The organism is Schaalia naturae (assembly GCF_042665795.1).
Lineage (GTDB): Bacteria > Actinomycetota > Actinomycetes > Actinomycetales > Actinomycetaceae > Pauljensenia > Pauljensenia naturae.
In genome coordinates, this window is record NZ_JBHTEF010000001.1 from 2,253,334 (window position 1) to 2,280,164 (window position 26,831).

Annotated in this window: 22 protein-coding genes; 18 read left to right on the forward strand and 4 right to left on the reverse strand. The window is 72.1% G+C overall.

Features of this window, described 5'->3' with window-relative positions; all coding sequences use genetic code 11:
- The first annotated feature begins 224 nt into the window (after positions 1–224).
- The 10 genes from ACFQWG_RS09995 to rplI all read left to right on the forward strand — a co-directional run bounded on the left by ACFQWG_RS09995 (position 225) and on the right by rplI (position 7,239).
- Positions 225–1,637, forward strand: a complete 1,413-nt coding sequence (locus ACFQWG_RS09995) for an MATE family efflux transporter (RefSeq protein WP_380974912.1) — start codon at positions 225–227, stop codon at positions 1,635–1,637.
- A gap of 151 nt (positions 1,638–1,788) precedes the next feature.
- Positions 1,789–1,986, forward strand: a complete 198-nt coding sequence (locus ACFQWG_RS10000; RefSeq protein WP_380974914.1) for a hypothetical protein — start codon at positions 1,789–1,791, stop codon at positions 1,984–1,986.
- Entirely contained in the window at positions 1,983–3,179 is a 1,197-nt protein-coding gene (locus ACFQWG_RS10005; protein WP_380974916.1) for a sensor histidine kinase, read from the forward strand. The genes ACFQWG_RS10000 and ACFQWG_RS10005 overlap by 4 nt, the downstream gene beginning before the upstream one ends.
- Positions 3,180–3,310: 131 nt before the next feature.
- On the forward strand, positions 3,311–4,327 hold the full coding sequence (locus ACFQWG_RS10010) for a histidine kinase (RefSeq protein ID WP_380974917.1): 1,017 nt from the start codon (positions 3,311–3,313) through the stop codon (positions 4,325–4,327).
- 2 nt (positions 4,328–4,329) lie between these two features.
- Entirely contained in the window at positions 4,330–4,548 is a 219-nt protein-coding gene (locus ACFQWG_RS10015; protein WP_380974919.1) for a hypothetical protein, read from the forward strand.
- Positions 4,545–5,228, forward strand: coding sequence for a response regulator transcription factor (locus tag ACFQWG_RS10020; RefSeq protein ID WP_380974921.1), 684 nt, complete (start codon positions 4,545–4,547; stop codon positions 5,226–5,228). The genes ACFQWG_RS10015 and ACFQWG_RS10020 overlap by 4 nt, the downstream gene beginning before the upstream one ends.
- A 214-nt stretch (positions 5,229–5,442) precedes the next feature.
- Positions 5,443–5,733, forward strand: coding sequence for a 30S ribosomal protein S6 (gene rpsF, locus ACFQWG_RS10025; RefSeq protein WP_380974923.1), 291 nt, complete (start codon positions 5,443–5,445; stop codon positions 5,731–5,733).
- A 44-nt stretch (positions 5,734–5,777) separates the two neighbouring features.
- On the forward strand, positions 5,778–6,383 hold the full coding sequence (locus ACFQWG_RS10030; RefSeq protein ID WP_380974925.1) for a single-stranded DNA-binding protein: 606 nt from the start codon (positions 5,778–5,780) through the stop codon (positions 6,381–6,383).
- A 123-nt stretch (positions 6,384–6,506) separates the two neighbouring features.
- Complete coding sequence (gene rpsR, locus ACFQWG_RS10035) at positions 6,507–6,749, forward strand: 30S ribosomal protein S18 (RefSeq protein ID WP_291494993.1); 243 nt, start codon at positions 6,507–6,509, stop codon at positions 6,747–6,749.
- A gap of 19 nt (positions 6,750–6,768) precedes the next feature.
- A complete protein-coding gene (gene rplI, locus ACFQWG_RS10040; protein WP_380976310.1) occupies positions 6,769–7,239 on the forward strand; it encodes a 50S ribosomal protein L9 in 471 nt (156 codons plus the stop codon).
- A gap of 94 nt (positions 7,240–7,333) precedes the next feature.
- Here the strand turns inward: rplI and ACFQWG_RS10045 are convergent, their stop codons facing one another.
- Both ACFQWG_RS10045 and gndA read right to left on the reverse strand, forming a co-directional pair.
- Positions 7,334–9,622, reverse strand: a complete 2,289-nt coding sequence (locus ACFQWG_RS10045; RefSeq protein WP_380974928.1) for a transglycosylase domain-containing protein — start codon at positions 9,620–9,622, stop codon at positions 7,334–7,336.
- A gap of 179 nt (positions 9,623–9,801) precedes the next feature.
- Positions 9,802–11,280: an NADP-dependent phosphogluconate dehydrogenase gene (gene gndA / locus ACFQWG_RS10050; RefSeq protein ID WP_380974930.1), complete on the reverse strand. Its 1,479-nt coding sequence runs from the start codon at positions 11,278–11,280 to the stop codon at positions 9,802–9,804.
- 392 nt (positions 11,281–11,672) lie between these two features.
- On the opposite strand from gndA, the gene ACFQWG_RS10055 reads away from it, so the two are divergent.
- Positions 11,673–11,900 carry a GntT/GntP/DsdX family permease gene (locus tag ACFQWG_RS10055; protein ID WP_380974932.1) on the forward strand — a complete coding sequence of 76 codons (228 nt, stop codon included), beginning with the start codon at positions 11,673–11,675 and terminating at the stop codon, positions 11,898–11,900.
- A 47-nt stretch (positions 11,901–11,947) separates the two neighbouring features.
- Positions 11,948–13,477: a gluconokinase gene (locus ACFQWG_RS10060; RefSeq protein WP_380974934.1), complete on the forward strand. Its 1,530-nt coding sequence runs from the start codon at positions 11,948–11,950 to the stop codon at positions 13,475–13,477.
- A 31-nt stretch (positions 13,478–13,508) separates the two neighbouring features.
- On the opposite strand, the gene ACFQWG_RS10065 is transcribed toward ACFQWG_RS10060, so the two are convergent.
- A complete protein-coding gene (locus tag ACFQWG_RS10065; protein WP_380974936.1) occupies positions 13,509–15,224 on the reverse strand; it encodes a CCA tRNA nucleotidyltransferase in 1,716 nt (571 codons plus the stop codon).
- Positions 15,225–15,395: 171 nt separating this feature from the next.
- Between ACFQWG_RS10065 and ACFQWG_RS10070 the strand changes: the two genes are divergently transcribed.
- Entirely contained in the window at positions 15,396–15,959 is a 564-nt protein-coding gene (locus ACFQWG_RS10070) for a cysteine hydrolase family protein (protein ID WP_380974938.1), read from the forward strand.
- Between the two features lie 100 nt (positions 15,960–16,059).
- Here the strand turns inward: ACFQWG_RS10070 and ACFQWG_RS10075 are convergent, their stop codons facing one another.
- Positions 16,060–21,795, reverse strand: a complete 5,736-nt coding sequence (locus tag ACFQWG_RS10075; RefSeq protein WP_380974939.1) for a S8 family serine peptidase — start codon at positions 21,793–21,795, stop codon at positions 16,060–16,062.
- Positions 21,796–21,906: 111 nt separating this feature from the next.
- Here ACFQWG_RS10075 and ACFQWG_RS10080 point away from each other — a divergent pair, with 111 nt between their 5' ends.
- The 5 genes from ACFQWG_RS10080 to ACFQWG_RS10100 all read left to right on the forward strand — a co-directional run bounded on the left by ACFQWG_RS10080 (position 21,907) and on the right by ACFQWG_RS10100 (position 26,783).
- Positions 21,907–22,911 carry a LuxR C-terminal-related transcriptional regulator gene (locus ACFQWG_RS10080; RefSeq protein ID WP_380974941.1) on the forward strand — a complete coding sequence of 335 codons (1,005 nt, stop codon included), beginning with the start codon at positions 21,907–21,909 and terminating at the stop codon, positions 22,909–22,911.
- A gap of 457 nt (positions 22,912–23,368) precedes the next feature.
- Positions 23,369–23,632, forward strand: a complete 264-nt coding sequence (nrdH, locus tag ACFQWG_RS10085) for a glutaredoxin-like protein NrdH (RefSeq protein ID WP_291494985.1) — start codon at positions 23,369–23,371, stop codon at positions 23,630–23,632.
- 80 nt (positions 23,633–23,712) lie between these two features.
- The gene (gene nrdI, locus ACFQWG_RS10090) at positions 23,713–24,129 is read left to right on the forward strand and encodes a class Ib ribonucleoside-diphosphate reductase assembly flavoprotein NrdI (protein ID WP_380974944.1); all 417 of its coding nucleotides are present in this window, start codon (positions 23,713–23,715) and stop codon (positions 24,127–24,129) included.
- Positions 24,099–26,264: a class 1b ribonucleoside-diphosphate reductase subunit alpha gene (gene nrdE, locus ACFQWG_RS10095; RefSeq protein ID WP_380974946.1), complete on the forward strand. Its 2,166-nt coding sequence runs from the start codon at positions 24,099–24,101 to the stop codon at positions 26,262–26,264. Before nrdI ends, nrdE begins: the two co-directional genes overlap by 31 nt.
- A 48-nt stretch (positions 26,265–26,312) precedes the next feature.
- Positions 26,313–26,783: a hypothetical protein gene (locus ACFQWG_RS10100; protein WP_380974948.1), complete on the forward strand. Its 471-nt coding sequence runs from the start codon at positions 26,313–26,315 to the stop codon at positions 26,781–26,783.
- The last annotated feature ends 48 nt before the right edge of the window (positions 26,784–26,831 follow it).

Sequence of the window (26,831 nt, forward strand, 5' to 3'; positions counted from 1 at the left end):
ATGGACCGGCTCGTCGTGCACAATGCCTGTGGATGGACACGGAAGCAGGGAGCGTGAGCCTGCTCGGCCGTCATCCGGTGAGTGGCGGAATTTCACCCACAATCGGCCGCCACGTGTCCACAGATCTGTGCACAGCCTGTGGATGGAAAGTCGAGGGCACATCGGTGGATGAACTCCGGGACACGACCGGTCAGTCTCAGGGGTCGCCTGAGGGTTGCGACGGCGTGGCCGGGGGAGCGTCCGTCGTCCCTCCCCCCGACGACCCGCCCTCTCTCACTCGCCGCGTCCTGGCCCTGGCCGTCCCCGCCCTCGGGGCGCTCGTGGCCGAACCACTGTTCGTCCTCATCGACACTGCCATGGTCGGTCACCTCGGCACCGAGTCCCTGGCCGGCCTGGCCCTGGGATCCACCGTCCTGCAGACCATCGTCGGCGTCTTCGTGTTCCTCGCCTACTCGACGACGGCCCTGGCCGCCCAGGCGCTCGGAGCGGGGCGGCGCGACCGCGCCGTGCGATCCGGAATCGAGGCGATGTGGCTGGCCGCAGGCCTGGGCCTGGTGGCGGCCGCCGCCCTGATGGCCGCTGGCCCCGCCCTCGTCCGGGCGCTGGGAGCCGGGCCCGGCGTCGCGCCCGCCGCACTGGACTACATCCGGGCGTCCTCCCCGGGGCTCGTCGGCATGTTCGTGGTCCTCGCCGGCACCGGCACGCTGCGCGGCCTGCTGGACACCCGCACCCCTCTCGTGGTGGCGGCGGGCGGCGCCGCGCTCAACGTCGCCGCCAACGCCGTGCTGATCTTCGGGGCGGATCTGGGGGTCGCGGGCTCGGGGGCGGGCACGGCCCTGGCGCAGACCCTCATGGCCGCCGCCTACATCCGGGTCGTCGCCAGAGGGGCGCGCGGGCTGGGCGTCCCGCTGCGCCCGTCGATGGGGGGCATGTGGCGGGCGATGCTCGACGGCGCGCCCCTGTTCGTGCGCACCGTGGCCCTGCGCGTGGCGCTGCTGGCCACCGTGTCCACCGCCGCGGCGATCGGCGTCCAGGCGCTGGCCGCCCACCAGATCGTCAACTCGCTGTGGAACCTCACGGCCCTGGTGCTCGACGCCCTGGCCATCGCCGCGCAGGCCCTGGTCGGATACGCCCTGGGCGCCGGCGACCCCGGCCGCCTCCGCGACCTCGTGCGCCGTCTGGCCGTGTGGGGGGCTGGGGCGGGGGCGGTCCTGGGCGTCCTCGTCGGCGCCGCCTCGCCCTGGCTCCCCGCGCTCTTCGGCGACGACCCGGGGATGAGGGGCATCGCCTCCGCGGCGCTGCTCGTCGCCGCCGTGTGCCTGCCGCTGGGCGGCGTCGTGTTCCTGCTCGACGGCGTGCTCATCGGCGCCTCGCAGGGCCGGTTCCTCGCGGGAGCGGGCCTGGTGACGCTCATCGCCTACCTCCCGGCGCTGGGCGGGATCACGGCGTGGGTGCGGTCCAGGCCGGACGAGGGCGGCGCGCTCGCCCCAGCCGACCAGACCACGGCGATGATCCTCCTGTGGGCCGCCTTCGCCGGGCTGTTCATGGGCGCGCGCGGCCTGTGCAACGCGTGGAGGACCTGGTGGTCGCCCCGGCACGCGCTGGCGAACTCCGCCGGACGCGCCCCGGCGGCATAGGACCCTCGTCATCCCCTGACGCCGGGCGCGCGGTCGCGTCCGCGGGAGCCGGAGCCATCCGATCGGGAACAACTGCCTTCCGACACTGTTGCGCCGTACAGTGGATGGGCGGGCCACGCCGGGGCCCGAAGGCGAGAAGGAGGCGGTTCCGATGAGGCGATGGGCGGCAGGTGTCGTGTTGTGCTGCGCGACGGCGGCTCTGACGGGCGTGGCGGGGCCCGCCCGAGCAGCGGACGTCCCCCCTCCCGCCACCGCCGCCGCCACGGCTCCCGGAGGGCAGATCACGCCGTTGGGCGATCCGTGGATCTGCAGGTTCTTCCCGAAGCTGCCCGCCTGCCAGGACCTGTGAGCGGCCGGCAGCGGACACGGCTCGCCTCCCTGATCGACCGCCAGCCGCACGGCGGGACCGGGCGGCGGATCGTGTTCGGGCTCCTCGCGGCGCTCCTCTTCGTCCTCGAGGTGACCCTCGGCGACCCGACCTCGCGGGGCCTCATCGGCATCGAGCTGACGCTGGGGGCCTGCGCGGCGCTGGCGTCCGCCGGCTGGCTCCCCGCCCTGGGCGGAACGCTGTTCGGGGCCCTCATGCTGACGGGCATCGCGCTCCCGGACGCCATCGCCTCGCCCGTGCTGCTGGGCATCGGCCTGTACGCCGTCATCGCCGAGTGGGTCTCCCGGCGGTGGTACATCCCCTCCGTGCTGCTGCTCGCCGCCGTCGAGAGCGCGCAGTTCGCCACCACCTCCTCGCCCGCAGCGGAGGCGGCCGGGCTGGCGCTCGGCGGCGTATTCGCCATCACCCTGGGCCTGGGCATCCAGTGGAACGAGCGCCGGGTCGACGTCCTGCGCGAACAGGCCGAGTCCTCCCGCAGGGACGCCCTCGTCGCCAAGGAGTCGATCCAGCGCGAGCTCGCCGCGGCGCTGCACGACACCGTGGCCCGCGACCTCGTCCAGATCATCGTCGACAGCCAGTCGATCGCGCGGCGCTCCCCCGATCCGGGCACCGCGGAGGAGGTCGACCACCTGGGCGACCTGGGGCGCGACGCGATGCGTCACGTGCGCTCGATGATGGGAACCGCCGCCGTGACGGGGGACATCCCCCTGAGGGAGCCCGTCGCGTCGGTGGTGGAGGTCTGCCGCCAGATGCTGGAGGGCCGCGGGATCCGCGTGGATACGGATCTCCCAGCGGGGATCGACACGGCATGCGAGCCCCGGGCGCACTCGATCCTCGCGCTCTCGATCCGCGAGGGCATGACCAATGTCTACAAATACGGGCGCGAGGGATCCCCCGCGCGCCTGGTGGTGGAGCTCCTCGGGCACGGAGGAGTCGCCCTGTCGATGGCGAACGCGATCGACCCCGTCTCCCAGGACGCCCGGAGCTCGCTGATGGGCGGCTTCGGGCTGGACAACCTGGCGCGCGCCGTCGCCAACGAGGGAGGCCGGATCCGATTCGGCTCCACCGGCGGAACCTGGCTGCTGACCGTCGCCCTGCCCGCCGCCCCCGCCCAGGAGCTCGCCTCCGGACCGCTGATCGGCGGGGCGCGGTGAGGGAGGCGCCCGGCGGCGCCGGCGCCTCGACGGCCCTGGCGGAGGACGCCCGGGGGGACCTCCTCGCGGGAGCGCGTCCTAGACTGTCTCTCACCCCTGGGCCGGTGGGCGCAGCATGGAGGAGGCGCTCCATGAGGTGGATCAGTCGCTCGCCCAGGACGCCCGCGCGCGGGAGAGCGGGCCGGCGCCGCGGCAGGGGATTCGGGAGGCGCATCGTCTTCAGCTCGTTCGGCGCCATCCTCCTGGCCCTCGAGCTGCTCGTCAACGACACCGAGGGCCTCACCGCCCCCAACTCCTGGTTCTCGGCGGCCGCGTGCCTCTGCCTCGCGCTCGTCGGATGGATGCCCACTCTCGGAGGCCTCCTCTACACGGCCGTCATGGTGGCGAGCGCCGGGATGCCCGGTGAACTCGTCCCGCTGGCGCTGCCGTCCCTCGGGATCTACGCCGTGTGCGGGGAATGGGTCTCCCGGAGGCGCTATGTCCCCGCGGCGCTCGCGCTGCTGGCGGTGGAGGGAGCGCGGCTGGCGACGTCGCCCTCCCCCGAGGCCGAGGCCGCCGGGATGGTGCTGGCCTGCTCGGTGGCGGTGCCGATCGGGCTGGGCGTCCAATGGAGCGAGCGGCGGACGTCCGACCTGGAGAGGCGCGCGGCTCTGGCGGAGCGGCACGCGTCGGAGGCGCGCGCCGCCGTCCACCGCGGCCTGGCCCGTGAGCTCCACGACACGGCGGTGCGCGACCTCGCGCGCATCATCATGGCAAGCCAGTCGATCGCGCAGCGCAGCGCGGACCCCGGCGTCGCCCAGGAGGCGGAGCGCCTCACGGAACTGGCGGCCCACGCCATGCGCAGCATCCGCAGCCTCATGACCGGCGACGAGGAGGCCGCCGCGGAGGAGGCACCGACATCCCCCCCCCCCCCCCCCCGCGGAATCTCGCCGAGATCGTGGAGGAGTCCCGCCAGATGCTGTCCAGTCGCCGCATTCGGCTGGACTGCGACCTTCCCGCCGGCATCGACGCCCAGTTCCCCGACCGGACGCGCGCCGTCGTGGGGCTCGCCGTCCAGGAGGGCGCGGCCAACATCCTACGGCACGCCCGCGAGTCGACGACCGCGAGCCTTCTCATCGAGCGCCTGCCCGGGGGCGACGCCGGCCTGACGATGACGAACATCATCGCCGCCGACGCGCCTGACACGCACAACGCGCTCTCCGGCGGCTACGGTCTGGCCGACCTCACCGAGGTCGTCGCCGACGCGGGCGGGACCGTCCTCTACGGCGCCGCCGACGCGATGTGGCGGCTCGTCGTGACCGTTCCCGTCCTCCGAGGGACGGGCCCGAGGCCGGCGGCTCCGGGTGGCGCTCCCGGGGACCCGCGATGACGGCGGCCCTGCGGCAGGACCGCGTCCGGGTCGTCGTCGCGGACGACGACCCGTCGTACCTCGGTCCCCTCGTCGGCCTGCTGTCCACGCGCGCCGACATCGAGGTGGTCGCCGCCGTCCGCGAGGGCGCGGCCGCCGTCCACGCGGTCGACGCGTCCGGGGGCCCGCCGGTGGACGCCGTGCTCCTCGACGTCGAGATGCCCGGCGTCGGCGGCGTCGCAGCGGCGGCGGCGATCCGACGGTCCCATCCAGACATCGCGATCGTCATGCTCACCGGATGGGGGTACGCCCAGGTTCTCGACCAGGCGCTGGCGGCGGGCGCGACCGGCTGCCTCGACAAGAGCCTGACGGCGGACGAGATCGCGGAGGCCATCGTGGCGACGACGAAGGGGGCCACGGTGCTGTCGCGCAGGGCCGCCGACGTCGCGGCGCGCCACAGCCGCGACAGGATCAGCCGGCGCGAGGCCAACACCTCCTTCATCGAGGCCGTGACCGCGCTGCCGCCCGGACTGCGGCCCGTCTACGAGCTGGTCACGCAGGGCCTGTCCAACAGGCAGGTCGCCATGCGGCTCCATCTCAGCGAGAACACCGTGAACACCTATGTCACGCGGATCCTCAAGGCCACCGACTCCTCGTCCCGCACCGAGCTGACCATCCGGTGCCTGACCAGCAGGCTGTGACCGCGCGGGAGACGCCGCCGGCCCGCGGCCCCGGCCGCGCGTGTGTCCCACCCGACCCGCGCGCTCGCGCCGCGGGGCTGGCAGGCGCCCCCCGCATCCGGGTAGACTGGCTGACTGGTCCGTGTCGGCTCCCTCCGGAGCGGGACGGGCCGACGCATCACCCTCCTGTCACGGAGAGACCGTGACCGCTGAGACCGCAGGAGGTGGGTATCTGTTGCGTGGATATGAACTGATGGTGATCCTCGATCCCGAGATCGACGAGCGCACCGTCACCCCCACGATGGAGAAGTTCCTCAAGCCGGTGACGGCCGAGGGCGGCTCCGTGGAGAAGATCGACGTCTGGGGCAAGCGCCGCCTGGCCTACGACATCAACAAGCGTTCCGAGGGCATCTACGTCGTCATCGACATGACGACGACGCCGGAGGTCGCCCTGGAGATCAACCGCCTGATGACCCTCAACGAGTCCATCCTGCGCACGAAGCTCCAGCGCCCCGACGCCCACTGACCTCTCACCTGACCGCCCGCCACCCGTCCACCAGAGGAGTCGACATGGCCGGAGACACCGTCATCACGATCATCGGCAACCTGACCGCGGATCCGGAGTTGCGTTTCACGCCGTCGGGCGCCGCCGTCGCCGACTTCACGGTGGCGTCCACGCCGAGGACCTTCGACCGCAACGCCAACGAGTGGAAGGACGGCGAGACCCTGTTCATGCGCGCCAGCGTGTGGCGCGAACAGGCCGAGAACGTCGCCGAGTCCCTCCGCAAGGGCATGCGGGTCATCGTCCAGGGCCGGCTCACCCAGCGGTCCTACGAGACCCGCGAGGGCGAGCGCCGCACCGTGGTGGAGATGCAGGCCGACGAGGTCGGCGTCTCCCTGCGGCGCGCGAAGGCCCAGGTCACCCGCACCACCTCCGGTGGCGGACAGGGCGGCTACTCCCAGGGCGGGCAGGGAGGCTACAGCCAGCAGGGCGGCGCCCCCGCCGGAGGCCAGCCCGCCTACGGGGGCGGTCAGGGATACGGCCAGCAGCCTCCCCAGGGGGGCTACGGCAACCAGGGAAGCTACAGCGCTCCGGCCGGCGGCACGCCCGACGACCCCTGGCGCACGGAGGGCGGCGGAGCCGCGACGTCGTTCGGCAGCGAGCCTCCCTTCTGACAGTCATTCGTCAACGAGGCCGTCCCGCCCTGAGGGGCCTCTGGCCCGCCAGGGCCGCCCTCGTCGATGGGAACGCATGCTCGGAGCGGTCGACACCGCTCGGAATCACCCAAGGAGAACATCATGGCGAAGCCTCAACTTCGCGCCAAGCCGATCAAGAAGAAGCCGAACCCGCTGAAGGCGGCGAAGATCGACACGATCGATTACAAGGACACGGCGTTGCTGCGCAAGTTCATCTCCGATCGCGGCAAGATCCGCGCCCGCCGGGTCACCGGCGTGTCCGTCCAGGAGCAGCGCAAGATCGCGCGCGCCGTCAAGAACGCCCGCGAGATGGCTCTGCTCCCCTACTCGTCGTCCGGCCGCTGATCGGGAGAGGGAGAGACAGATCATGACCACCAAGCTCATCCTCACCCATGACGTGACGAACCTCGGCGCCGCCGGGGAGGTCGTCGAGGTCAAGGACGGCTACGCCCGCAACTACCTGGTCCCCCGCGGCCTCGCCGCCAAGTGGACGAAGGGCGCCCAGAAGCAGATCGATCAGATGACGGCCGCCCGCCGCCGCCGCGAGATCGCCTCCATCGAGGATGCCCGCGCCGTGCGCGACGCGTTGCAGGAGGCCAGGCTCGTGACGGTCCGGGCCACCGTCGGCGCCTCGGGCCGGCTCTTCGGCGCCGTATCCACCGCGGACGTCGCCGAGGCCGTCAAGGCCCAGACCGGCCAGACGGTCGACCGCCGCAAGATCGTCACCACCTCCGCGCTCAAGACGGTCGGCGACCACGCCGTCACCATCAACCTTCATCCGGAGGTCTCGGTCTCCCTGACGGTGCGCGTCACCGCGGCGCCCGTTGTGAAGTGACGCTTCCGCGCTGAGACGTCAGGCGCCCCCGGCCCCTTGCGGGACCGGGGGCGTCTCCGCGTGCGCGGATCCGCGGAACCGGGCGAGGGCCTCCTCAGGTGCCGGATCCTCTGCCGCTCTGGTTGCCGCCGCCGCCCCCTCCGTCGTCCCCGCCGCCGGCGCCTCCGTCGCCGCCTCCGTCTGTCGGCGTCGTGGGCTGCTCGGTCGTCGGCTCCGGGGTCGGGGCCTGGGTCGGCTGCTCGGTCGTGGGCTCCGGGGTCGGGGTCTCGGTCTGCGGCGGGGCCGTGTAGGTGGGGGTCGGCGCGGGCCGCGGCGTCACGCTGTCCATCCACGTGAAGTCCGTGTTCTCCATGCCCTGCGTGGCCACCTGCATGTAGTCCACCCACACCTGGGCGGGCCAGTCGCCGCCGTGGAACTGGTCGAGGCCGCCGATGCCGCCGCCGTCCGCGAGCGGGACCTGCTCGCCGTTGGGCCCCGACTGGTACATCGACACCGTCGTCACCATCTGCGGGACGGCGCCGACGAACTGGGCGGACATCTGCTGCTCGGACGTGCCCGTCTTGCCGGCGACCGTGCGCCCGAGGACCGCGGCCTTCTCCCCCGTCCCGCCGGGCTCCATCACGGCCTCCAAGGCGGGCATGATCGCGGCGACGTCCTCCGCCTGGAAGACGCGGGTCGGCTCCGTGTCCGCGCCGTAGACCTGCGAGCCGCCGGAGTCGCGGACCTCGCGCACGATGTGGGGGTCCGTGCGCAGCCCGCCGGAGACGATCGTCGCGTAGGCGCGCGTGATGTCGATGTTGTGGGGGGCGGCGAACCCCAGCACGTTGAGCAGCGTGGGCTCCAGCCCGTAGTCGTTGTCCTCCGTGTTCTCCGGCATGCCGGCGTCGATCGCGACCTTCTCGGTGGTGGCGGGCCCGACCTCCTCGTTGAGGGCGACGAACGCCGTGTTGATCGAGTACGCCGTCGCCTTGAGCAGGTCCACCGTCCCGTAGGACACGAGGCCGTCGTTCGTCACCGGGTCCGTCAGGTTGTTGAAGTACTGGGGCGACGCGCCGTTGTACGCGTCGTAGATGGTGCCGCCGTCCATGGCGTGCGCCAGCAGCGCGAACACCTTGAATGTGGAGCCCGCGGCCGCCCGGTCCTGGGTGACGGCGTTCTGCTGCCGCGTCTGGTAGTCGGAGCCCGCATACTCGGCAAGGATCTCCCCCGTGGCGGGGTCGACCGACGACAGCGCGGTGTGCATCGTCGCAGGGTCCCAGCCGGAGACCTGTGTCATCGTCTCGGCGGCCTGGACGGCCGCGTCCTGTTTCGCCTTGTCGATGGTCGTGACGATCGTGAGGCCGCCGGTGTCGATCTGCTCGTCCGTCAGGCCCGCCTTGCTCGCCAGCTCATTGCGGACCTGCGTGATGAGGTAGCCCGTCGGCCCCTGCTTCGAGGTGTCCGTCAGGGAGGCCGGATCCACCGTCTCCGGGAAGGTCGCGGCGTCGGCGTCCGACTGGCTGATCCACCCGTCCTCGACCATGAGGTCCAGGACGCGCCCCCATCGCTGCTGGGCCTCCTCCGCGTCGACCGCCGGATCCCAGGCGGAGGGCGCCGGGATGATGCCGGCCAGCAGCGCGGACTCGGACAGGGTGAGGTCCTTGGCGGGGTGGCCGAAGTACGCCTGCGAGGCGGCCTCGATGCCGTAGGCGCCACGCCCGAAATAGATCGTGTTCATGTAGTTGCCGAGGATCTCGTCCTTGGTCTGCGAGCGGTTGATCTTGACGGCCAGCACGGCCTCCTTGATCTTGCCCGTGTAGCTGGTGGTCTCCCCCATGTAGTAGCGCTCGACATACTGCTGGGACAGGGTCGACCCGCCCTGGCGCGACCCCGTCGTCACGTTGTTGACCAGGGCGCGCGCGATGCCCTTGAAGTCGACGCCCGAGTTCGTGAAGAAAGTGCGGTCCTCGGAGGCGACGACCGCCTCGCCCACGTAGCCGGGCAGGGTCGAGGCGTCGATGATCGTCCGGTCGACCTCGGAGAGCGACCCCATCTCCGTGGTGCCATCCGAGTAGTAGACCTTCGTCGTCTGGGCGAGCGCGACCTCGTCCGCGGCGGGCACGCTCAGCGTCATGTAGAGGTAGACGAAGGCGCCGAGCCCGAGGATCACCAGGGAGAGAAAGGTGAAGACGATGCCCAGGCCGATCCTCCTGCCGATCGATCGTTTCGGTCGGCCGCCGCGCCCCGCCTTCCCCGCGCCCCCGCGGCGGGAGGCGGAGCCCGTCCCGGCCGACGCGGAACGGGAACGCGAACCGGACCGACCCCGGGCCGCGCCGCCTCTGGGGGACGCCGAGCGGCCGGTCATCACCTGGTCCCAGTCCATCTTCCCGTCCGAGCTCGCCACCGATCCCACCTTTCAGCCGGGTACAACCGCCCAGACTACGCACGCAGGCTGGGAATGGGCCACCTCATGTGACCGGGACGACGGACGGCCTCGCCGCCCCCGCCCCCTTCCCCGCGCATGGGAGAGCCCCGCGGAGCGGCGCTCCGCGGGGCCGTCCTCGCCCGCCGGGCGAGGTTGCTTCAGCCCCACTGCTCCTCCGGGCGGCCCTCCTGCGCCCACAGCGTGTGGAACGTCCCCGGCCGGTCGATCCGGTGGTAGGTGTGCGACCCGAAGAAGTCGCGTTGCCCCTGGATGAGGGCCGCAGGCAGGCGCGGGCTGCGGATCGTGTCGAAGTAGGACAGGGAGGAGGCGAACACGGGGACCGGCACGCCCGCCACGGCCGCGAGCGCCACGACGCGGCGCAGCGAGGGGACGGCCTGCTGGATCCGGGTCGCGAAGGGCTCGGCGGCCAGCAGCAGGGGGAGGTCGGGCCGCGCCGCGTACGCGCGGGTGATGTCGTCGAGGAAGGCGGCGCGGATGATGCACCCCGCCCGCCAGATGCTGGCCAGCCCGCCCTTGTCGATGTCCCATCCGTGGGCGGCGGCGCCCTCGGCGATCATGTCGAAGCCCTGCGAGTAGGCGACGATCTTCGAGGCGTAGAGCGCCTGGCGGACGTCCTCGATGAAGGCGTCGCGGGCGCCGGGGTCGGAGGAATCGATCCCGAACCCGCCGGCGTGCCCGTCCAGGGCCCGCGCGGCCTCACGCTGGCGGACGCCCGACGACGCGCCGCGGGCGAAAGTGGCCTCGCCGATGCCGGTGACGGGGACGGCCAGGTCCAGGGCGGTCTGCACCGTCCACTTGCCGGTGCCCTTCTGCGACGCCCGGTCGACGATGAGGTCGACCAGCGGCGTGCCGGTGGGGGCGTCGACCTGGCGCAGCACCTCGGCCGTGATCTCGATGAGGTAGGAGTCGAGCTCGCCCTCGTTCCAGGAGGCGAAGACGTCGGCCAGCGTGGCGGGCGCGGCATCCAGGCCGTGGCGCAGCAGATCGTAGGCCTCGGCGATGACCTGCATGTCGGCATACTCGATACCGTTGTGGACCATCTTGACGAAGTGCCCGGCGCCGTCCGCGCCGATGTGCGCGCAGCAGGGCTGCCCCTGGTAGTGGGCGGAGATCTTCTCGAACATCGGGCCGAGGCGGTCATACGACTCGGGAGTGCCCCCCGGCATGATCGAGGGCCCCCACAGCGCGCCCTCCTCGCCGCCGGAGACGCCCGCGCCGACGAAATGGAGGCCGCGGGCGCGGGCCCAGGCCTCGCGGCGGATCGTGTCGGTGAACAGGGAGTTGCCGCAGTCGACGATGATGTCGCCCGGCTCCATGCGGGCCGCCAGCTGCTCCATCACCTCGTCCGTCGCGGCCCCGGCCAGCACCATGATGATGGCGACGCGCGGCCTCTCCAGGGAGGCGACGAAGCGGTCGATGTCGGCCGCTGGCACGAACACGCCCTCGGACCCGTCCCCGTGGGCGGCCACCAGCTTCTCGGTCCGGGCCGCCGACCGGTTCGTCACGGCCACCCGGTATCCGTTGCGGGCAAGGTTCCGGGCGAGGTTCGCGCCCATCACGCCCAGGCCGTAGACGCCGATGTCCGCGCTGGCTGGCGCCGGGATGGGAATGGTCATGGCGGTCGTCCCTCTCGTGGGCGGGTGGCAGGTGTGTGCGACCCCAGCCTAGGACGAGGGCGACGCCGGTGACCAGAGATGCGCCGGTGGCCCGCCGACCGACGGGCGGGGCGCGGGTGCGGGCGCTCCCGCGAGCGCCTCGTCGTTGAACCCGCGCCTCTGCGATGTTACCGTCGCCACAGGCCGCTCATCCCGTCATGGAGGTCGCACAGTGGTCGCCTTCGCGTCTGTGCTCCCCGCCCCGAGCCCGATGGCGGAGGCCGCCGTGATGGCGGTCGCGGCGGACATGGGTTCGAGAACTCCTTCACCGCGTTCACCACGGGCATCGGCGACACCCTGTCGGCGTCGGCGGCGGCTTCAAGGAGACCCTTATCGAGTCCGGCGTCGGCGGCGTGATCGGCGAGGGCATCGCCTCCTCCGGCATCATGGCGCCCCTGGCGGCGGGTCTCCCCTCCGGCGAGGTCGCCCTGCTGGTCCTGGCGATCGGCGCCGGGTTCTGGCTGGTCAAGGAGTACTTCGGAATGACCGTCGAGCAGACCTTCAAGACGTGGTCCCTCATGGAGTGCGCCGTCTCCGTGGTCGGGCTGGCAGGCGTCCCGATCCTCGGTCTCCTCGTCTAGGCGGCAGGCATCCGCACCTCCCCCAATTCCACAGGAGCATCCGCATCATGAGCGAGCAGACCGCCACCGCCGTCGCCTCGAAGAAGGCCGCCGCGCCGCTGGTCCTGGCGATGGACATCGGGTCGACGTCCACCCGCGCCGCCGTGTACGACGCGCAGGCGCGGCCGGTGAGGGGCCGCACCGCGAAGGTCGACCACCTGTTCCGCGAGGGCGCGGACGGCACCTCGGAGATTGATGCCGACCAGGTCGTCGGCGAGGTGGCGGACGTCATCACGCGCGCCGTCGACGGGCTGGGACGCGGCGCGATCGCGGCGGTCGCGCTGGACACCTTCGCGTCGTCCCTGATCTGCATCGGGCCGGACGGCGAGGCGCTGACGCCGTGCCTCACCTACGCGGACTCGCGCTCTGTGGAGGACCTGGCGCGCCTGCGCGCCGAACTGGACGAGGTGGCCGTCCACCAGGCCGTCGGCACCCGCCTGCACACGAGCTACCACCCGCCCCGGCTGCTCTGGCTGGCGCGCACCCGGCCCGGCGTGTTCGCGGCGACGACGCGCTTCGCGTCCGTGGGCGAATACGTCTACACGCGGCTGGCCGACGTGGAGGAAGCGGCGACCTCGACGATGGCCTGGACCGGGATGCTCGATCGGGCCACCTGCGACCTGGATGTTGACCTGCTGGAGGCGACGGGCACGAGTCGCGAGCAGTACGCGCCGATGGCGGACCCGGACCAGCCGGTGGCGCCTGGGTCCCGGGCCGGGGTGGCCCAGCGGTGGCCCGCGCTGGAGGGCGCCGCGTGGTTCCCGGCGGTCCCGGACGGGTACGCCTCAAACCTGGGCGTGGGCGCGACCTCCGCGCAGACCGTCGCTCTGTCGGCCGCGACCTCGGGCGCCATGCGGGTCATCGTGGACGGGACGCCGGACGAACTGCCCCCGGGGCTGTGGGCCTACCGGGTGTCGCGCCGGCAGTCGATCGTCGGCGGGGCGCTCAACGACGTCGGCCGCGTGATGACGTGGCTGGAGCAGACGATGGCGCCTGTCGACGCGGGGCTGCTGGACGTGGCGCTTCGGGGCAACCCGGTGCCCGGGACGCCCCTGGTGCTGCCCTTCCTCACCGGGGAGCGCGCGACCGGCTGGGCGGGAGGCGCGCGGGCCGCCATCATGGGGGTCTCCGCCGCGACCGGAGCGCTCGAGATGTGGCGGGGAGCCGCCGAGGGGCTCGCCGTGTCCTACGCCCGTATCTTCGAGCAGATCCGCGCCGTCGATCCCGCCATCGAGCGGATCCTGGCCTCCGGCGGCGTGACGCACCACTACGCGCCGGTCCTCGATGTCGTCACACAGGCACTCGGCTTCCCGATGGACATCGTCGACATGAAGCGGATGACGATGCGCGGCACGGCGATGATGGCGCTGTCCGTCGTCGACCCGGGCGGCTCTTTCGCGGAGCCCGAGCGCACGCCTGCCGCTCTCCCCGATCCGTCCCAGCGCGCCTACTACGACGATCTGCGCGCTCGCTTCGAGGAGACGTACGGGGCGATCACCGCCGGGGAGGGATCCGCGCCGGCGGCGGCCTCGCTCTGACAGCGCCCGGCGACGCCGCTGCGTGGCCCGGTCATCGCCCGCCGGGCTCCGGACCCCCAGGGCCGGCGGCCCGGTCCGGCTCGCGCTCCTGGCGCGCGCGGGCCTTGCGCGCCTTCTTCGCATCGACCACCGCCTGCCACTTCGCCTGCTCGGCGACGAGGGCGCGGGCTCTTTCCTGGACGTCCTCGCCCGCCCACCACGCGAGCAGCTCCTCGCGGGCCGCCTCGGGGCCGATGGGGCCGCGCTCCATCCTCACCTCCATGAGGTGGCCGTGAACGAATCCGATGACCGGGCCCGGGCCCACGCCCAGGGTCTCCATGATCTGCGCGCCGTCCAGGTCCGGGCGGATGGCGTCGAGCTGCTCCTGCTCTCGCAGCCGGGCGATGCGCTGCTCGAGGTCGTCGTAGGCGGCCGCCAACTGCATCGCCTTGCGGCGGTTGCGCGTCGTGCAGTCCGCGCGGGTCAGGCGGTGGAGGCGCTCCAGCTGGTCGCCGGCGTCCGTGACGTAGCGGCGCACCGCGGAGTCCGACCACCCGGCCTCTCCATACCCGTGGAAGCGCAGGTGCAGGCCGACCAGCTTCGCGACGGCGTCGACGGTGCGCGCGTCGAAGCGCAGAGCCCGCAGCCGCTTGCGCGTGAGCTTCGCTCCCACGACGTCGTGGTGGTGGAAGGTCACCGTGCCATCGGGCTCGAAACGGCGTGTCGCCGGTTTGCCGACGTCGTGCATGATCGCGGCCAGGCGCAGCACGAGGTCCGGCCGGGGGACCGGGCCCTCCGCGTCCGTCTCCAGCGCGATCGCCTGGTCCAGGACGGTCAGGGTGTGCTCGTAGACGTCCTTGTGCCGGCGGTGCTCGTCGTGGGTGTCCACCAGCGCCGCGAACTCCGGCAGCACGACGGCGGCGACACCCGTGTGGACCATCAGCTCCAGTCCGCGGCGGGGGTGGGCGCCGACCATCAGCCGCTCCAGCTCGGCGCGGATGCGTTCGGCGGAGACGATCCGCAGGCGCCCGGCCATCGCCCCCATCGCCTCCATGACGTCCCAGTCCACGTTGATGCCCAGCTGGGAGGCGAAACGCGCCGCCCTCATGATGCGCAGCGGGTCGTCGTCGAAGGACTGCTCGGCGCCGACGGGCGTGCGCAGCCGCCCGGCCGCCAGGTCCTCCAGCCCGTGGTGCGGATCCACCAGCGCCATCTGCGGCAGCCGCATCGCCATGGCGTTGACGGTGAAGTCGCGGCGGGCGAGGTCGCCCTCCAGCGTGTCGCCGTAGGTGACCTCCGGCTTGCGGGAGCCTTTCTCGTACTGGTCCGCGCGGTAGGTCGTGATCTCCACGTCGAGGCCATGGCGGTGCCCGCCGATGGTCCCGAACTGCCGCCCGATGTCCCATGTCGAGGCCCCCCACCGCCGCAGGAGCTCCTCGGTGCGCTCGGGGCGGGCGGAGGTCGCGAGGTCGAAGTCGTGGGGGGCCGCCCCCAGGAACGCGTCGCGCACCGGGCCGCCGACCAGCGCGATCTCCTCGCCCGCGTCGTCGAAGAGGTGGCCGAGCCGGGTGATCTCCGGCGGCAGCCCGGCGAAGGCGCGCTGCGCGTTGCCCAGCAGGACCGCGACCTCCGTCTGCCCGGGCAGGGCCGGCGCCTGGGAGGATCGGCCTGCCTCCGCCTCGCGATCCGGGTCCGTGGGGGCGTCGGCCGGGTTGGCTGGTGTGCTGGGAGGCGCGGCGGGGTCGTCGTGCGGTGCGTTCGTGGTCATCCCTCCAAGGGTGCCACGTCGGGACGCCCGGGTGGTACCGGCGCGGCTCCTCCGAGGGTTGGCGACCGCGCATCGGCGAGGGCGGCGCCGGCCGGCGCGACCGCGTGCGACAATCGGCTCACCCGGCTCGCCCGAGCCCCGGTTCCGGCGCCTCACGGGGAGGGACACCGAATGACGACGTTGGCTGATCGCCCGAGGACGGCCCTGGTGGTCATCGACGTCCAGAACGACGTCGTCCGGGACGCCTACGCGCGGGATGCGGTCGTCGGACGCATCGGGGCGCTCCTCGACAAGGCCCGGGCCGCGGGAGCGCCGGTCGTGTGGGTGCAGCATTCCGGCGACGACCTCGTCGAGGGCAGCGAGGGGTGGCGGTACGTCCCCGAACTGGTGCGACGCGGCTCCGAGGCGCTCATCCCGAAGCGCTACGGCGACGCCTTCGAGGGCACGGGCCTGGAGGCCGTCCTCGCCGAGCTCGGTGTCGGCCGCCTCGTCGTCGCGGGGGCGGAGACCGACGCCTGCATCCGGTCGACGATCCACGGCGCCTTCACGCGCGGCTACGACGTCACCTTGGTCTCCGACGCGCACACGGCCCAGGACAAGACCGCATGGGGAGCCCCACCGGTCGACCAGGTGATCGCGCACACGAATCTCTACTGGAGCTTCCAGGCGGCGCCGGGGCGCACGGCGCGCGTCCTCAGCGCGGCCGACGTCTCCTTCTCAGCCGAGGCAGGCTAGCTGCACCCAGCCGGGCCGGCCGGGTCCCGGCTGGCTCGCGGCGGATGAGGCCCCGGGGGCGCGCCCAACGGCGCGTCCCCGGGGCCCTCTCGCGTCCGCGTCAGTGGCGGGGCGCCGTCCCCCTCTCGCGACGCCGGACGAGCACGGCGCCGGCGCCGAGCAGGGCCAGCGCAAGCGACCCGGCCAGGGCGGCGGTCCCGCCCGTCACGGCCAGACCGCGCACCGCTCCGGTGCCCGGCGCGCCGCCCGACTGGCCGGGCTCCGACGGGACCGCCCCGCCCTCGCCTGCGGCGATCCTCAGCGAAGCCCTGGCGACCAGTCCCTGCGCATCGGTCGCCGTCACCGTGTGGTCGCCTACGTCGAGCCCCTCGGGCACGGTGAACGTCACCGTGAAGGCGCCCGCGGCGTCCGTGGTGGCCGCCTGGAGTTCAACGCCGCCGGGGCCGATGCCGAGCGTCACCGCGGAGTCCGGCGTGAAGTCGGCGCCGCTGAGCGTGACCTCGTCGCCCGCGCGCGCCACGTCGGGCGACAGCGTGACCGTGGGCACCCTCATCCCCTCGGCGACCACCGTCAGCGTCGCGGCGTCGGAGGTCAGCGACCCCGAGGCGTCGGAGACCACGACGCGGAACTGGTGTCCGCTCAGAGCGGTGTCGCCCGGGACCGTCAGCGTCGCCGTGGTCGCGCCCTCGGCCGTGGACGGCGTCCACTCCCCGCCGGAGGACTTCTCCTGCCACTGGTAGGAGGGTTCCTCGCCCGTGGCGTCGACCATGAACTCGGCGGTCCCGCCCTCGGCCACGGTCTGCGACTGGGGCTGGGTGAGGATCGCGAGCTTGACGGCGTCACGCGTCGACCACTCGACCACCGAGGTGCGGTGGTGCGTGGCGTCGTCGTGCTCGACGAGCAGGATCTTCCCCGCGTCCGCGGATCCCGCGTGGACCACCACGGAGGAGCCCGCCGAGACGGTCACGGCCGTCGGGTTGGCATCCTGGTCCGCCGCGGTGGCGAACCAGATGGGCGGCGCGAAGACGTCGAGGCTGACGCGCGCCGTCTGGTCGACGATCGACGTCCCGTCCTCGCGCACCGGCGCGTAGACCGACTGGGAGGACGCCCGGTACCTCAGCGTCGTGCTCGTGGTCGTGTCGGTGTAGCCGAGCCGTTGGAGGCTCGTCGTGTACACGACCGTGTCGTTGTCCCACTGGTCGGGGTGGGAGGAGAGGTTGTTCAGCGGCTGCACGTCGACGACCGCGTTGCGCCCGACGTCGATGGTGTAGACGACCGGCCGGTACCCGTTCGCCGAGTCCAGCTGGGGCATGAGCATGAAGTCGTCGCGCCCGTCCCCGTTGAGGTCGAGATCCGCCGTCGGGTAGGAGGTCGCTCCGAGCCCCGTGATGGGGCCGGCCGTCTCGATGCCCACCGCCAGCGTTCCCTGCGAGGGCGAGGATTCCGCCGGCGAGGTGGACGCCGCTCCGAACCGGAGGATGTCCACCCCCTGGAGGGAGGCCTGCGCGGCCTCGCCGTCGAAGTCCATGAGCGGGCTGTCCCCGCCGAACACGAGCGGCGTCACGCGGCTGTGGTAGCCGCTCGCCGCGTCCCCCTGGTCGAGGGGCGTCCCCGTGACCGGCAGGGTCGCCGAGTCCGCCCCGCCGATGAACTCCGCGGCCTCCGCCGAGGTGTCCGCCACCGGCTTGGGCGCGGCGAACACGGGCAGCCACAGCGGGGTCGCACCGGCGTCCGCGTCCCCCGGAGTGAAGGTCACGACGCCCGTGAGGTCGGCGACGTGGTTGTCCGTGTCCTGGGTGGCCTCCTGGCCCGGGTCGATCGTCCGGCGCAGGGCGGTGGGATCCGACGCCGAGAGGGTGACCGTGACCTGGGCTCTCCCCCCGGCGGGCACCGTCACGGAGTCGGCGGACAGGGAGAAGGAGGCGCCCGGCGTCTCCGTGCGCGCGTCGTATCCGACGGCGTAGGTCTGGTCGGCGGCGCCGGAGTTCGTCAATTCCAGGGTGCGCGTCGCGGTGTAGCCGCCCTCGCCCACCTCGACGACGCCGAAGGAGGCGCTGGTGGCGGCCCCGTTCTCGACCGAGGCGACGGTCACCTGGGACGTCGTGGCCTGCACGGCGTCGACGCGTCCCGTCCCCTGGCGCAGGGTCGACATCGAGACGCCCGCCTTGTCGACGACGTCATGGGTGGCCGTGTTCATCACGACCTCCTTGATGCGCTGAGCCGGCCAGTCGGGGTGGGCCTGCCGGGTGAGCAGCACGACGCCCGCGGTGTGCGGGGAGGCCATCGACGTCCCGCTCATCGACGTGCCTCCCGTGCCCGTGCCCACGGCCGCGGAGTAGACGTTGACCCCGGGGGCGGAGACGTCGGGCTTGATGGTGCCGTCCACGCTGCCGTGGAGGCCGCGGGAGCTGAAGGAGCCGATGACGTCCGCCAGGGACGGGTCCTCGATGCGGATCGTCTGGGCGAGGGAGGTGGCCAGGCGCACGGCGAGTGTCCCGGCCTCGAGGGCGGGGCGCAGGGCCTGCGTGCCCTCGGCCGTGAGCTGGGCGCCGGGGATCGAGGTGTTGCCGGCGATCCCGGCCTCGAACTGGTCGGACCCGGAGGTCACGATCACGCCCACGGCGCCGGCGTCGGACGCGTTGTCCCACCGGGTCGCCGATCCGCAGGGCCTCGTCGCGTCGTCGTCGGTCCACTCCAGCCAGACGATCTTGCCTTCCACCGCCGCCTTGTCGGCCGCTGAGAAGGCCCGGCACCCCTCGAGGTTCGCGGGGTCGGAGAGGGCGACCACGGGAGCCGTGATGTCGAACCACAGCGGGTAGTCCTGCGAGTACTGGCTGGCCTGGTCGCCGGCGGACCCAGCCGGCTCCACGACCTGCACCGTGTCGAGCACCGCAGCGCCCGAGGCGGAGGCGGCCACCGTCAGCGCGGCCTGCGCCGTCCCCGGGCTGCCGCCCACGTCGGTGATGTCCCCGGAGTTGCCCGCGGAGATCACCGGCACGACGCCCTGGTCGGAGAGGACCTGGATGAGGTCGTTGTCCGGGTCGTCGGCCGCCCCGAAGGCGGAGCCCAGCGACAGGTTGATCGCGTCGACCTGCTGGCCGCCGGCCAGCAGCTTCCCGACGTAGTCGAGGGCGGCGCCGGTCAGGTCCGTGGACCCGCCGCCGTCGCCGAAGACCTTGAGCGGGATGACCTTCGCCCCAGGCGCCGCGCCGGGCGCGATCTTCATGGCGGAGACCTGCGCCTGGGTGAGCGTCGTGTAGTCGCCGGCGAAGGTCGTCCCGTCCGCGTTCACGCCGCGCCCGATGGCCGTGCCCGCGACGTGGGTGCCGTGCCCGCCTCCCGGCCCGTCGATCGGGTTCGCATCCGGCTTCGCGATGGGGTGGTATGAGGACGAGGACGCGTCCGCGTCGTACGCGGCTCCCGCGAAGTCCCAGCCGGGGATGACGACGGAGGGGTCGTACCACTCGGGCTGCATCGCGTCCCCGGCGTGCTGGGCGCCGACCTGGCTCCACAGGCGGCCGGAGGTGTCGGGGCCGCCGAAGTCCGCGTGGGTGTAGTCCAGGCCCGTGTCGATGACGGCGATGACCTGTCCCTCACCGGTGTAGCCGCCTGATCCGGTCCACGTCTTCCATGCGCCGGTCAGGAGGTCCGAGGGGCCGTTGGCGGGCGTGTCGGACCCGGTCTGGGACGTCGAGTCCCCCTCCGCGCCGCCGCCGTCCACGGGTTCCACGAGCGTCTTGGTGACGATCGGGCGCACCGAGACGACGTCCGGACGATCGGCGAGCTCGGCGGCCACCTGCGCGGTGGTCTGGACGGCCACGCCGGGAACCGTCCACACGGAGCGGTAGAGGACGGACGACTCGTCGTCCAGGTCGGTCGCCGCTTCCTCGATCCGGTTGAGCGTGCCCTGGAGGACCTGGACCCGCTGCGAGGCGGTGCGCGAGACGCCCTTCAGCTGGGCGCGCGCCCCCTGCTCGCGCACGTCGTAGGCCAGCGCGCCCTCGCCGGAGGTGCGCACGAAGTAGGCGTGGGGGGCGTCGGTGGCCGCGAGCGCCGGGGTCTGGGGCTCCTGTGCGGGGAGATCCCCGTCGGCGGGCGCGGACCCGGTGTCCGGGTCGGGCTCGGTCTTCCCCGTCCCGCCGCCCGGCTGGGCGGCGCCGCCGGACTGGCCGGCGTCGCTCGAGCCGTCCCCCGCGTCGGCCGAGGTGACGGTCAGGGCGGCGCGCTGGGTGAGGGCGTCGTAGAGGACGCCGGCGACGATGACCGTCCACTGTCCGGCCTCGGGCCTGGCGTCCGCCTGGACGTGGAAGGAGACCGCGCCACGGTCGTCCGCCTGCTTGGCGTCGATGACCCGGTGGTCCAGATCCATCTTCCTCTGGTACTTGTCGCGCAGCGTCAGTTCGACGAGTTCGCCGGGCTGGTAGCCGGTGCCGGCGACATCGATCCCGCCGTCCATGAGGTCGGCGTCGGAGACCGTCGAGGGATCGACGGTGAGCGTCGGCGCCTCGGGAACGCTCCCGTCCTCGCCGGTCACCGTGAAGGAGGCGGTCGTCCAGTCGGCGGTGTCGACGTTGTCCAGTCGCAGGGTGTAGGTCCCGGCGTCCGCGCCGGCGCTGTAGAGCGCGTCGGACCATTCTCCGTCGCCGTTCGCGCGGTAGCGGCCCACCGAGTAGTCGTTGCCATGGGCGTTTCGGATCGAGAGGTCGAAGAGGCCGAAGGCCGGGAGGCCGTGGGCGGTGAAGGGGACGCCGTCCTGGTCGAACTGGTCGGGGCTCACAGGTTGGGTGGGGACGTCGATGGTCCCGACCTGGTGGGCATCTGGGTTCTCCTTGACGAAGAACGTGGCGACGCCGTTGCGCGTGGACTCCATGCCGAGGATCGTGATGGTCCACTGCCCGGGGTCCACGGCCGCGCTGCCGGCCTGGACGACGTAACGGACCTTCCCCTGCGCGTCGGCGGCCACGTCGTCGGAGACCAGGCCCGTCGAGCCGTCGGGCGTCGTGACGTGGACGCTCACCCATTCGCCCGGCGCGAAGCCGGAGCCGTCGATCGTGACCGGCGTGTCGTGGTAGGCGACGACGTCGGTGGTGGAGGGCGTGGCCTGGGCCTTGGCGTTCAGGCGCTCGGAGAGCGTGACGTCCAGGGAGGCGCCGCCCATGGCGCCGCTGTCGGCGGTGATCTCGATGAGATGCGCGCCGACCTCGGGATCCACCCGGTCACGGCGCATGACGGTGGTGGTCACGGTGCCGGAGGCGTCGGCGGTGACGGGGTCGAAGGTGTGGACGTCGCCGCTGGGGGAGGTGTCCGTGATGATCGCCCGTTCGCCGGCTCCCAGGCCGGTGGCCGTCAGGGTGACGCCGACCGCGAAGTAGTCGTAGTTGTTGATCGTCGGCGGGTCGAGGGTGACGCTCAGCAGGTAGGGGACCGTGGAGGCGGACCGGGCGCGGGTGGGCACGACCGCGCGCATGTCGGCGGCCGAGGTCCCGACCTTGACGGTGTTGCGCTCGACGGCCACGGCCCCGGAGGCCGTCGTGTACGCCGGCTTCTGCGCGGCGTCGGACCCACCGGACTCACCGGCGCCGCCCTCGTCCCCGGACTGCGCGGGGGCTGACGGGACCGGGGTGGGATCGGCGGGGGCCGGTTCGGCCGGCGTCTCCGCGCCGGAGGCGGACTCCGCCGGGACGGGCTCCTCCGGCGCGGCGGCCGTCGGGGCGCCGGGGCTGGGGTCGGGGCTGGGGTCGGCGACGGATGCGCCGACGGGCGTGAGGACCCCGGCGAGCGCCACGGCGACAGATGCCGCCAGGGCCCGCACGGATCGTGCATGAGGCATCGCCATGAGAACTCCAAAGCTCAGGTAAATGGGATGGCAACACTGATGCTAGGAACCGTGACGTACTCCCCAGACGCCCGATCCGGCCATCGCCGGATCCGGCCATAGGATCGCCCTGTGGACGTCGATCACACCCGCGAGCTGTGGCGGGCGCTCGGGCTCAGCGAGGACGACGTGCGCGTCTACCAGGACCTCCTCGGCGATCCCCAGGCAGCCCCGGACGCGCGGGCACACGGCCTCGGCCTCACCCCCGGCGCGCTCGACACGGCGCTGAGCCGCCTGGAGGCCCTCGGACTGGCCGCGCGCCGAGACGGCGCCCTGCTCCCCGCCCGCCCGTCGATCGGGGTGACCGCCCTGGCGGCGGAACGGCGGGCGCAGCTCAGCCGGGCGGAGGCGCTGATCGGCGAGCTCGAGCAGGTCTTCGACGCCCGCCCGCCGGGAACGGCCTTACCGGAGGTCCTCACGGTCGTGCGGGGGCGCGCCCGGGTGATGGAGCGCGTGCACGAGCTCGTGGAGTCCGCGCGCGCGTCCCTCGACATGATCGACACGCCGCCCTATGTGAGCGGCCCGAACCCCGACGTCCACGATTCCGAGACGAACGCCGCGGGCCGGGGGCTGGCGCTGCGCACGATCATCGACTACTCGGCCCTGGACAATCCCCGCCACGTGCGCGACATGCTCCGCTCGGTCTCGGAGGGCCAGCAGGTGAGGCTCTCGTCGAGGGCCCGCACCAAGCTCGTCATCGCGGACCGCCGACGCGCGCTCCTGCCCCTGGCGGCGGATCCCGCCTTCGGGGAGCCGGCCGTCGCCGTGGTGTCCCATCCCGAGCTGGTCGGCGCGCTCCAGTCGCTCTTCGACGTCCTCTTCGACCTCGCGTCCCCCCTGGAGCCAGCCGGCGCCGCCCAACCGGCCTCCCGCCACGGGACGCCGCTGACGGGCGACGAGGAACAGCTCATCCAACTGCTCTCCAGCGGCATGAACGACACTGGAATCGCGCGGCACCTGGGGATCAGCGACCGTACTTTCCGGCGGCGCGTCAGCGCCCTCATGAACCGCTTCGGGGTGGAGAGCCGGTTCCAGCTGGGCCGGTCCGTCGAACGCCACATGTCCTCCGGCGAGTGAGACGACACGCCGAGGGCGCGCGGGGCGTCCGCGCCGTCCCCGCCGGGAAGAGGGCCCTCCGTCCACCGCCTGTCCACCTCCGTCTCCACAGGCCCCTCCCGTCTCCGGAGGCCTCCCCGGAGGCGGGCCTCTCCGCCCCGGGGCCGCGCCCCCGCCGGCCCGACGCGCCACGCGCGGCCTCGATCCGCCGAAGACCGGGGCCAGGCGGGACAATGGTCCCGGCGCATCGGGCGCCGGGTTGTCCACAAGCGGTTCCCGCGCCCTGTCCACAGAGCCACAACGACACCATCCGGACACTACCCGTAGTGGTCCGTTGCATCACCGGGCACAAGGTGTAGTGTTATGGCACCTTGAGGGCGCAGCCAGCGCCCCGGAGGACCACACCCCTGTGATTCGGCGCCGTCCCGGCCCATCGGACGGCCGCCCTCTCGCCGGCGACCATGAGAAGGAGCATCACATGACCATCACCGTCTACTCCAAGCCGATGTGCGTGCAATGCGATGCCACCTACCGCGCCCTGGACAAGCAGGGGCTGGACTACGAGTCGGTCGACGTCACCCGGGACGCGGAGGCGCTCGACTACATCAAGGCGCTCGGCTACCAGCAGGCGCCCGTCGTCATCGCCGGCGACGACCACTGGAGCGGCTACCGCCCCGACCGCATCAAGGCGGCGGCCTCGGCCGTCGCGTCGGCGCCCGCGCTGCGCGTCGCCCAGGCCTGAGCCCTCTCTCCCGGTCACCGCGGGTGGCCGGGAGAACTGTCAGTGCCGCGCGACGCCGGAAGAAGGACCAAGGACCGCAGATGGTGAGCATCGTCTACTTCTCCTCGGCCACGGGGAACACCCGCAGGTTCGTGGAGAAGCTCGGATTCCCCGCCCAGCGGATCCCGCTGCGGGCCGCGGACCCCTTCCTGCACGTCGACCGTGACTACGTGCTGATCGTGCCGACGTACGGCGGGGGCAACACGCGGGGCGCGGTCCCCAAGCAGGTCATCAAGTTCCTCAACGACCCGACGAACCGCGCCCACTGCCGGGGCGTCATCTCGGGAGGCAACACCAACTTCGGCACGGCATACTGCCTGGCGGGCGACATCATCTCGGCGAAGCTGAGCGTGCCGCACATGTACAAGTTCGAGCTCCTCGGAACCCCTGAGGACGTCTCCCGAGTTCACGAAGGACTGAGCGAATTTTGGTCGACAACCTCACCGACACCGGCGTAGAGACGGCTCCCGCCCCAGAACTGGACTACCACTCGCTGAACGCGCAGCTCAACCTGTACGACGAGAACGGGAGGATCCAGTTCGAGGCCGACCACGAGGCCGCGCGCCAGTACTTCCTGAGCCACGTCAATCAGAACACGGTGTTCTTCCACGACCTGCGCGAGAAGCTCGACTACCTGGTCGAGGAGGGCTACTACGAACCGGAGGTGCTCGAGCAGTACGCCTTCGAGGACCTCAAGGCCCTCTACCAGAGGGCCTACGCCTTCCGGTTCCGCTTCCAGACGTTCCTGGGCGCCTTCAAGTACTACACGTCCTACACGCTCAAGACCTTCGACGGGAAGCGCTACCTCGAGCGCTTCGAGGACCGCGTCACCCTGGTGGCCCTGTACCTCGCGCGCGGGGACGTGGAGCTCGCGGGACGCCTCGTCGACGCGATGATGTCCGGACGCTTCCAGCCGGCCACCCCGACCTTCCTCAACGCGGGCAAGAAGGCCCGCGGCGAGCTCGTCTCCTGTTTCCTGCTGCGCGTCGAGGACAACATGGAGTCCATCGCGCGCGGCATCAACTCCGCCCTCCAGCTGTCCAAGCGCGGAGGCGGCGTGGCCCTGTCCCTGACCAACCTGCGCGAGCAGGGCGCCCCGATCAAGAAGATCGAGAACCAGTCCAGCGGCGTCGTGCCCGTCATGAAGCTGCTGGAGGACTCCTTCTCCTACGCGAACCAGCTGGGCGCCCGCCAGGGCGCGGGCGCCGTGTACCTGCACGCCCACCACCCCGACATCCTGCGCTTCCTGGACACCAAGCGCGAGAACGCGGACGAGAAGATCCGCATCAAGTCGCTGTCCCTGGGCGTCGTCATCCCCGACGTCACCTTCGAGCTGGCGCGCAACAACGAGGACATGTACCTGTTCAGCCCCTACGACGTCCAGCGCGTCTATGGGGTCCCCTTCTCCGACATCTCCGTGACGGAGAAGTACCGTGAGATGGTGGATGACCCACGCATCCACAAGACGACGATCAACGCGCGCCGGTTCTTCCAGACCCTGGCCGAGATCCAGTTCGAGTCCGGGTACCCCTACCTCGTCTTCGAGGACACGGTCAACCGGGCGAATCCGATCAAGGGCCGTATCACGATGTCAAACCTGTGCAGCGAGATCCTCCAGGTCTCCGAGCCCTCGACGTTCAACGAGGACCTCTCCTACGCGAGCGTCGGCAAGGACATCTCCTGCAACCTGGGGTCGCTCAACATCGCGAAGACGATGGACTCCCCCGACTTCTCGCTCACGGTGGAGACCGCGATCCGCGGCCTGACCGCCGTCTCCGACCTGTCCGACATCGAGGCCGTCCCCTCCATCGCGCGCGGCAACGCGATGAGCCACGCCATCGGGCTGGGCCAGATGAACCTGCACGGCTACCTGGCCCGCGAGCACGTCCACTACGGCTCGCCGGAGGCGCTGGACTTCACGAACATGTACTTCATGACGATCGCCTACGAGGCCATCAAGGCGTCGTGCGCGATCGCGCGGGAGCGGGGCGCGCGCTTTGCCGGTTTCGAGGACTCGGCCTATGCCAGCGGCGAGTACTTCCGGAAGTACATCGACGCCGCGCCCTCCGCCTGGGAGCCCCGGACCGCGAAGTGCCGGGAACTGCTGGCGAAGTCCACGATCCACGTGCCGACCTCTGAGGACTGGCGCAGGCTCGCCGAGGACGTGGCCACGTTCGGGATGTACAACCAGAACCTGCAGGCCGTCCCGCCCACGGGCTCCATCAGCTACATCAACAACTCGACGTCGTCGATCCACCCGATCGTCTCGAAGATCGAGATCCGCAAGGAGGGCAAGATCGGGCGCGTCTACTACCCGGCGCCCTACATGACCAACGACAACCTCGAGTACTACGAGGACGCGTACGAGATCGGCCCCGACAAGATCATCGACACCTACGCCGCGGCCACCCAGCACGTCGACCAGGGGCTGTCGCTCACGCTCTTCTACCCCGACACGGTCACCACGCGCGACCTCAACAGGTCCTACATCCGCGCCTGGCGCAAGGGCATCAAGACGCTCTACTACGTGCGGCTGCGCCAGATGGCCCTGGAGGGCACCGAGGTCGAGGGCTGCGTGTCCTGCATGCTCTGAGACCCTTATGATGTCACCTGTCCGCTGATCCTAGATGGAAGGGACGCCATGTCCACCCCCAACACCTCTCCGGACGCCTCCGGCCAGGGCTCTCAGCAGCCGGGCTGGTCCAGCCAGCAGCCGACACCGCCCGCCCAGCCGCAGAACCCGTACGGGCAGCCGGGCTATGGGCAGATGCCCTACGGGCAGCCGGACCCCGCCTCCCCCTACGACCAGGGATACGGGTACGTGACCGTCGAGAAGCTCCGCTCGAACTCGACGTGGGTCCTGGTGCTCGGGATCCTCGGCATCATCCAGATCCTCGGCATCATCGGCGCGATCGCGGCGTGGGTCTGGGGCAACTCGCTGATCAAGCAGGCCCGGGACGCCGGCCTGCCCGAGGACGTCGTCCAGAACGCGAAGATCGGCAAGATCCTCGGCATCATCGAGGTGGCTCTGACGGGGGTCTGCCTGCTCCTCCTCCTCGTCCTCGTCGCGATCGGGGCCTTCGCCTTCTCCCAGAACCCCGGCGCCTACTGACCGGGCCGTCGGGCACGTGACGAGGGCGACGTCCTCCTCGGGGACGCG

Excerpts from the sequence above, each read along its gene's own strand:
- ACFQWG_RS10060 (WP_380974934.1), top strand. The coding sequence starts at position 11,948 with ATGAGCGAGCAGACCGCCACCGCCGTCGCCTCGAAGAAGGCCGCCGCG.
- ACFQWG_RS10075 (WP_380974939.1), bottom strand. The coding sequence starts at position 21,795 with ATGGCGATGCCTCATGCACGATCCGTGCGGGCCCTGGCGGCATCTGTC.
- rpsR (WP_291494993.1), top strand. The coding sequence starts at position 6,507 with ATGGCGAAGCCTCAACTTCGCGCCAAGCCGATCAAGAAGAAGCCGAAC.
- ACFQWG_RS10065 (WP_380974936.1), bottom strand. The coding sequence starts at position 15,224 with ATGACCACGAACGCACCGCACGACGACCCCGCCGCGCCTCCCAGCACA.
- ACFQWG_RS10020 (WP_380974921.1), top strand. The coding sequence starts at position 4,545 with ATGACGGCGGCCCTGCGGCAGGACCGCGTCCGGGTCGTCGTCGCGGAC.
- nrdI (WP_380974944.1), top strand. The coding sequence starts at position 23,713 with ATGGTGAGCATCGTCTACTTCTCCTCGGCCACGGGGAACACCCGCAGG.
- ACFQWG_RS10070 (WP_380974938.1), top strand. The coding sequence starts at position 15,396 with ATGACGACGTTGGCTGATCGCCCGAGGACGGCCCTGGTGGTCATCGAC.
- nrdH (WP_291494985.1), top strand. The coding sequence starts at position 23,369 with ATGACCATCACCGTCTACTCCAAGCCGATGTGCGTGCAATGCGATGCC.
- ACFQWG_RS10030 (WP_380974925.1), top strand. The coding sequence starts at position 5,778 with ATGGCCGGAGACACCGTCATCACGATCATCGGCAACCTGACCGCGGAT.
- ACFQWG_RS10015 (WP_380974919.1), top strand. The coding sequence starts at position 4,330 with ATGACGAACATCATCGCCGCCGACGCGCCTGACACGCACAACGCGCTC.
- ACFQWG_RS10010 (WP_380974917.1), top strand. The coding sequence starts at position 3,311 with ATGAGGTGGATCAGTCGCTCGCCCAGGACGCCCGCGCGCGGGAGAGCG.
- ACFQWG_RS10000 (WP_380974914.1), top strand. The coding sequence starts at position 1,789 with ATGAGGCGATGGGCGGCAGGTGTCGTGTTGTGCTGCGCGACGGCGGCT.
- ACFQWG_RS10100 (WP_380974948.1), top strand. The coding sequence starts at position 26,313 with ATGTCCACCCCCAACACCTCTCCGGACGCCTCCGGCCAGGGCTCTCAG.
- gndA (WP_380974930.1), bottom strand. The coding sequence starts at position 11,280 with ATGACCATTCCCATCCCGGCGCCAGCCAGCGCGGACATCGGCGTCTAC.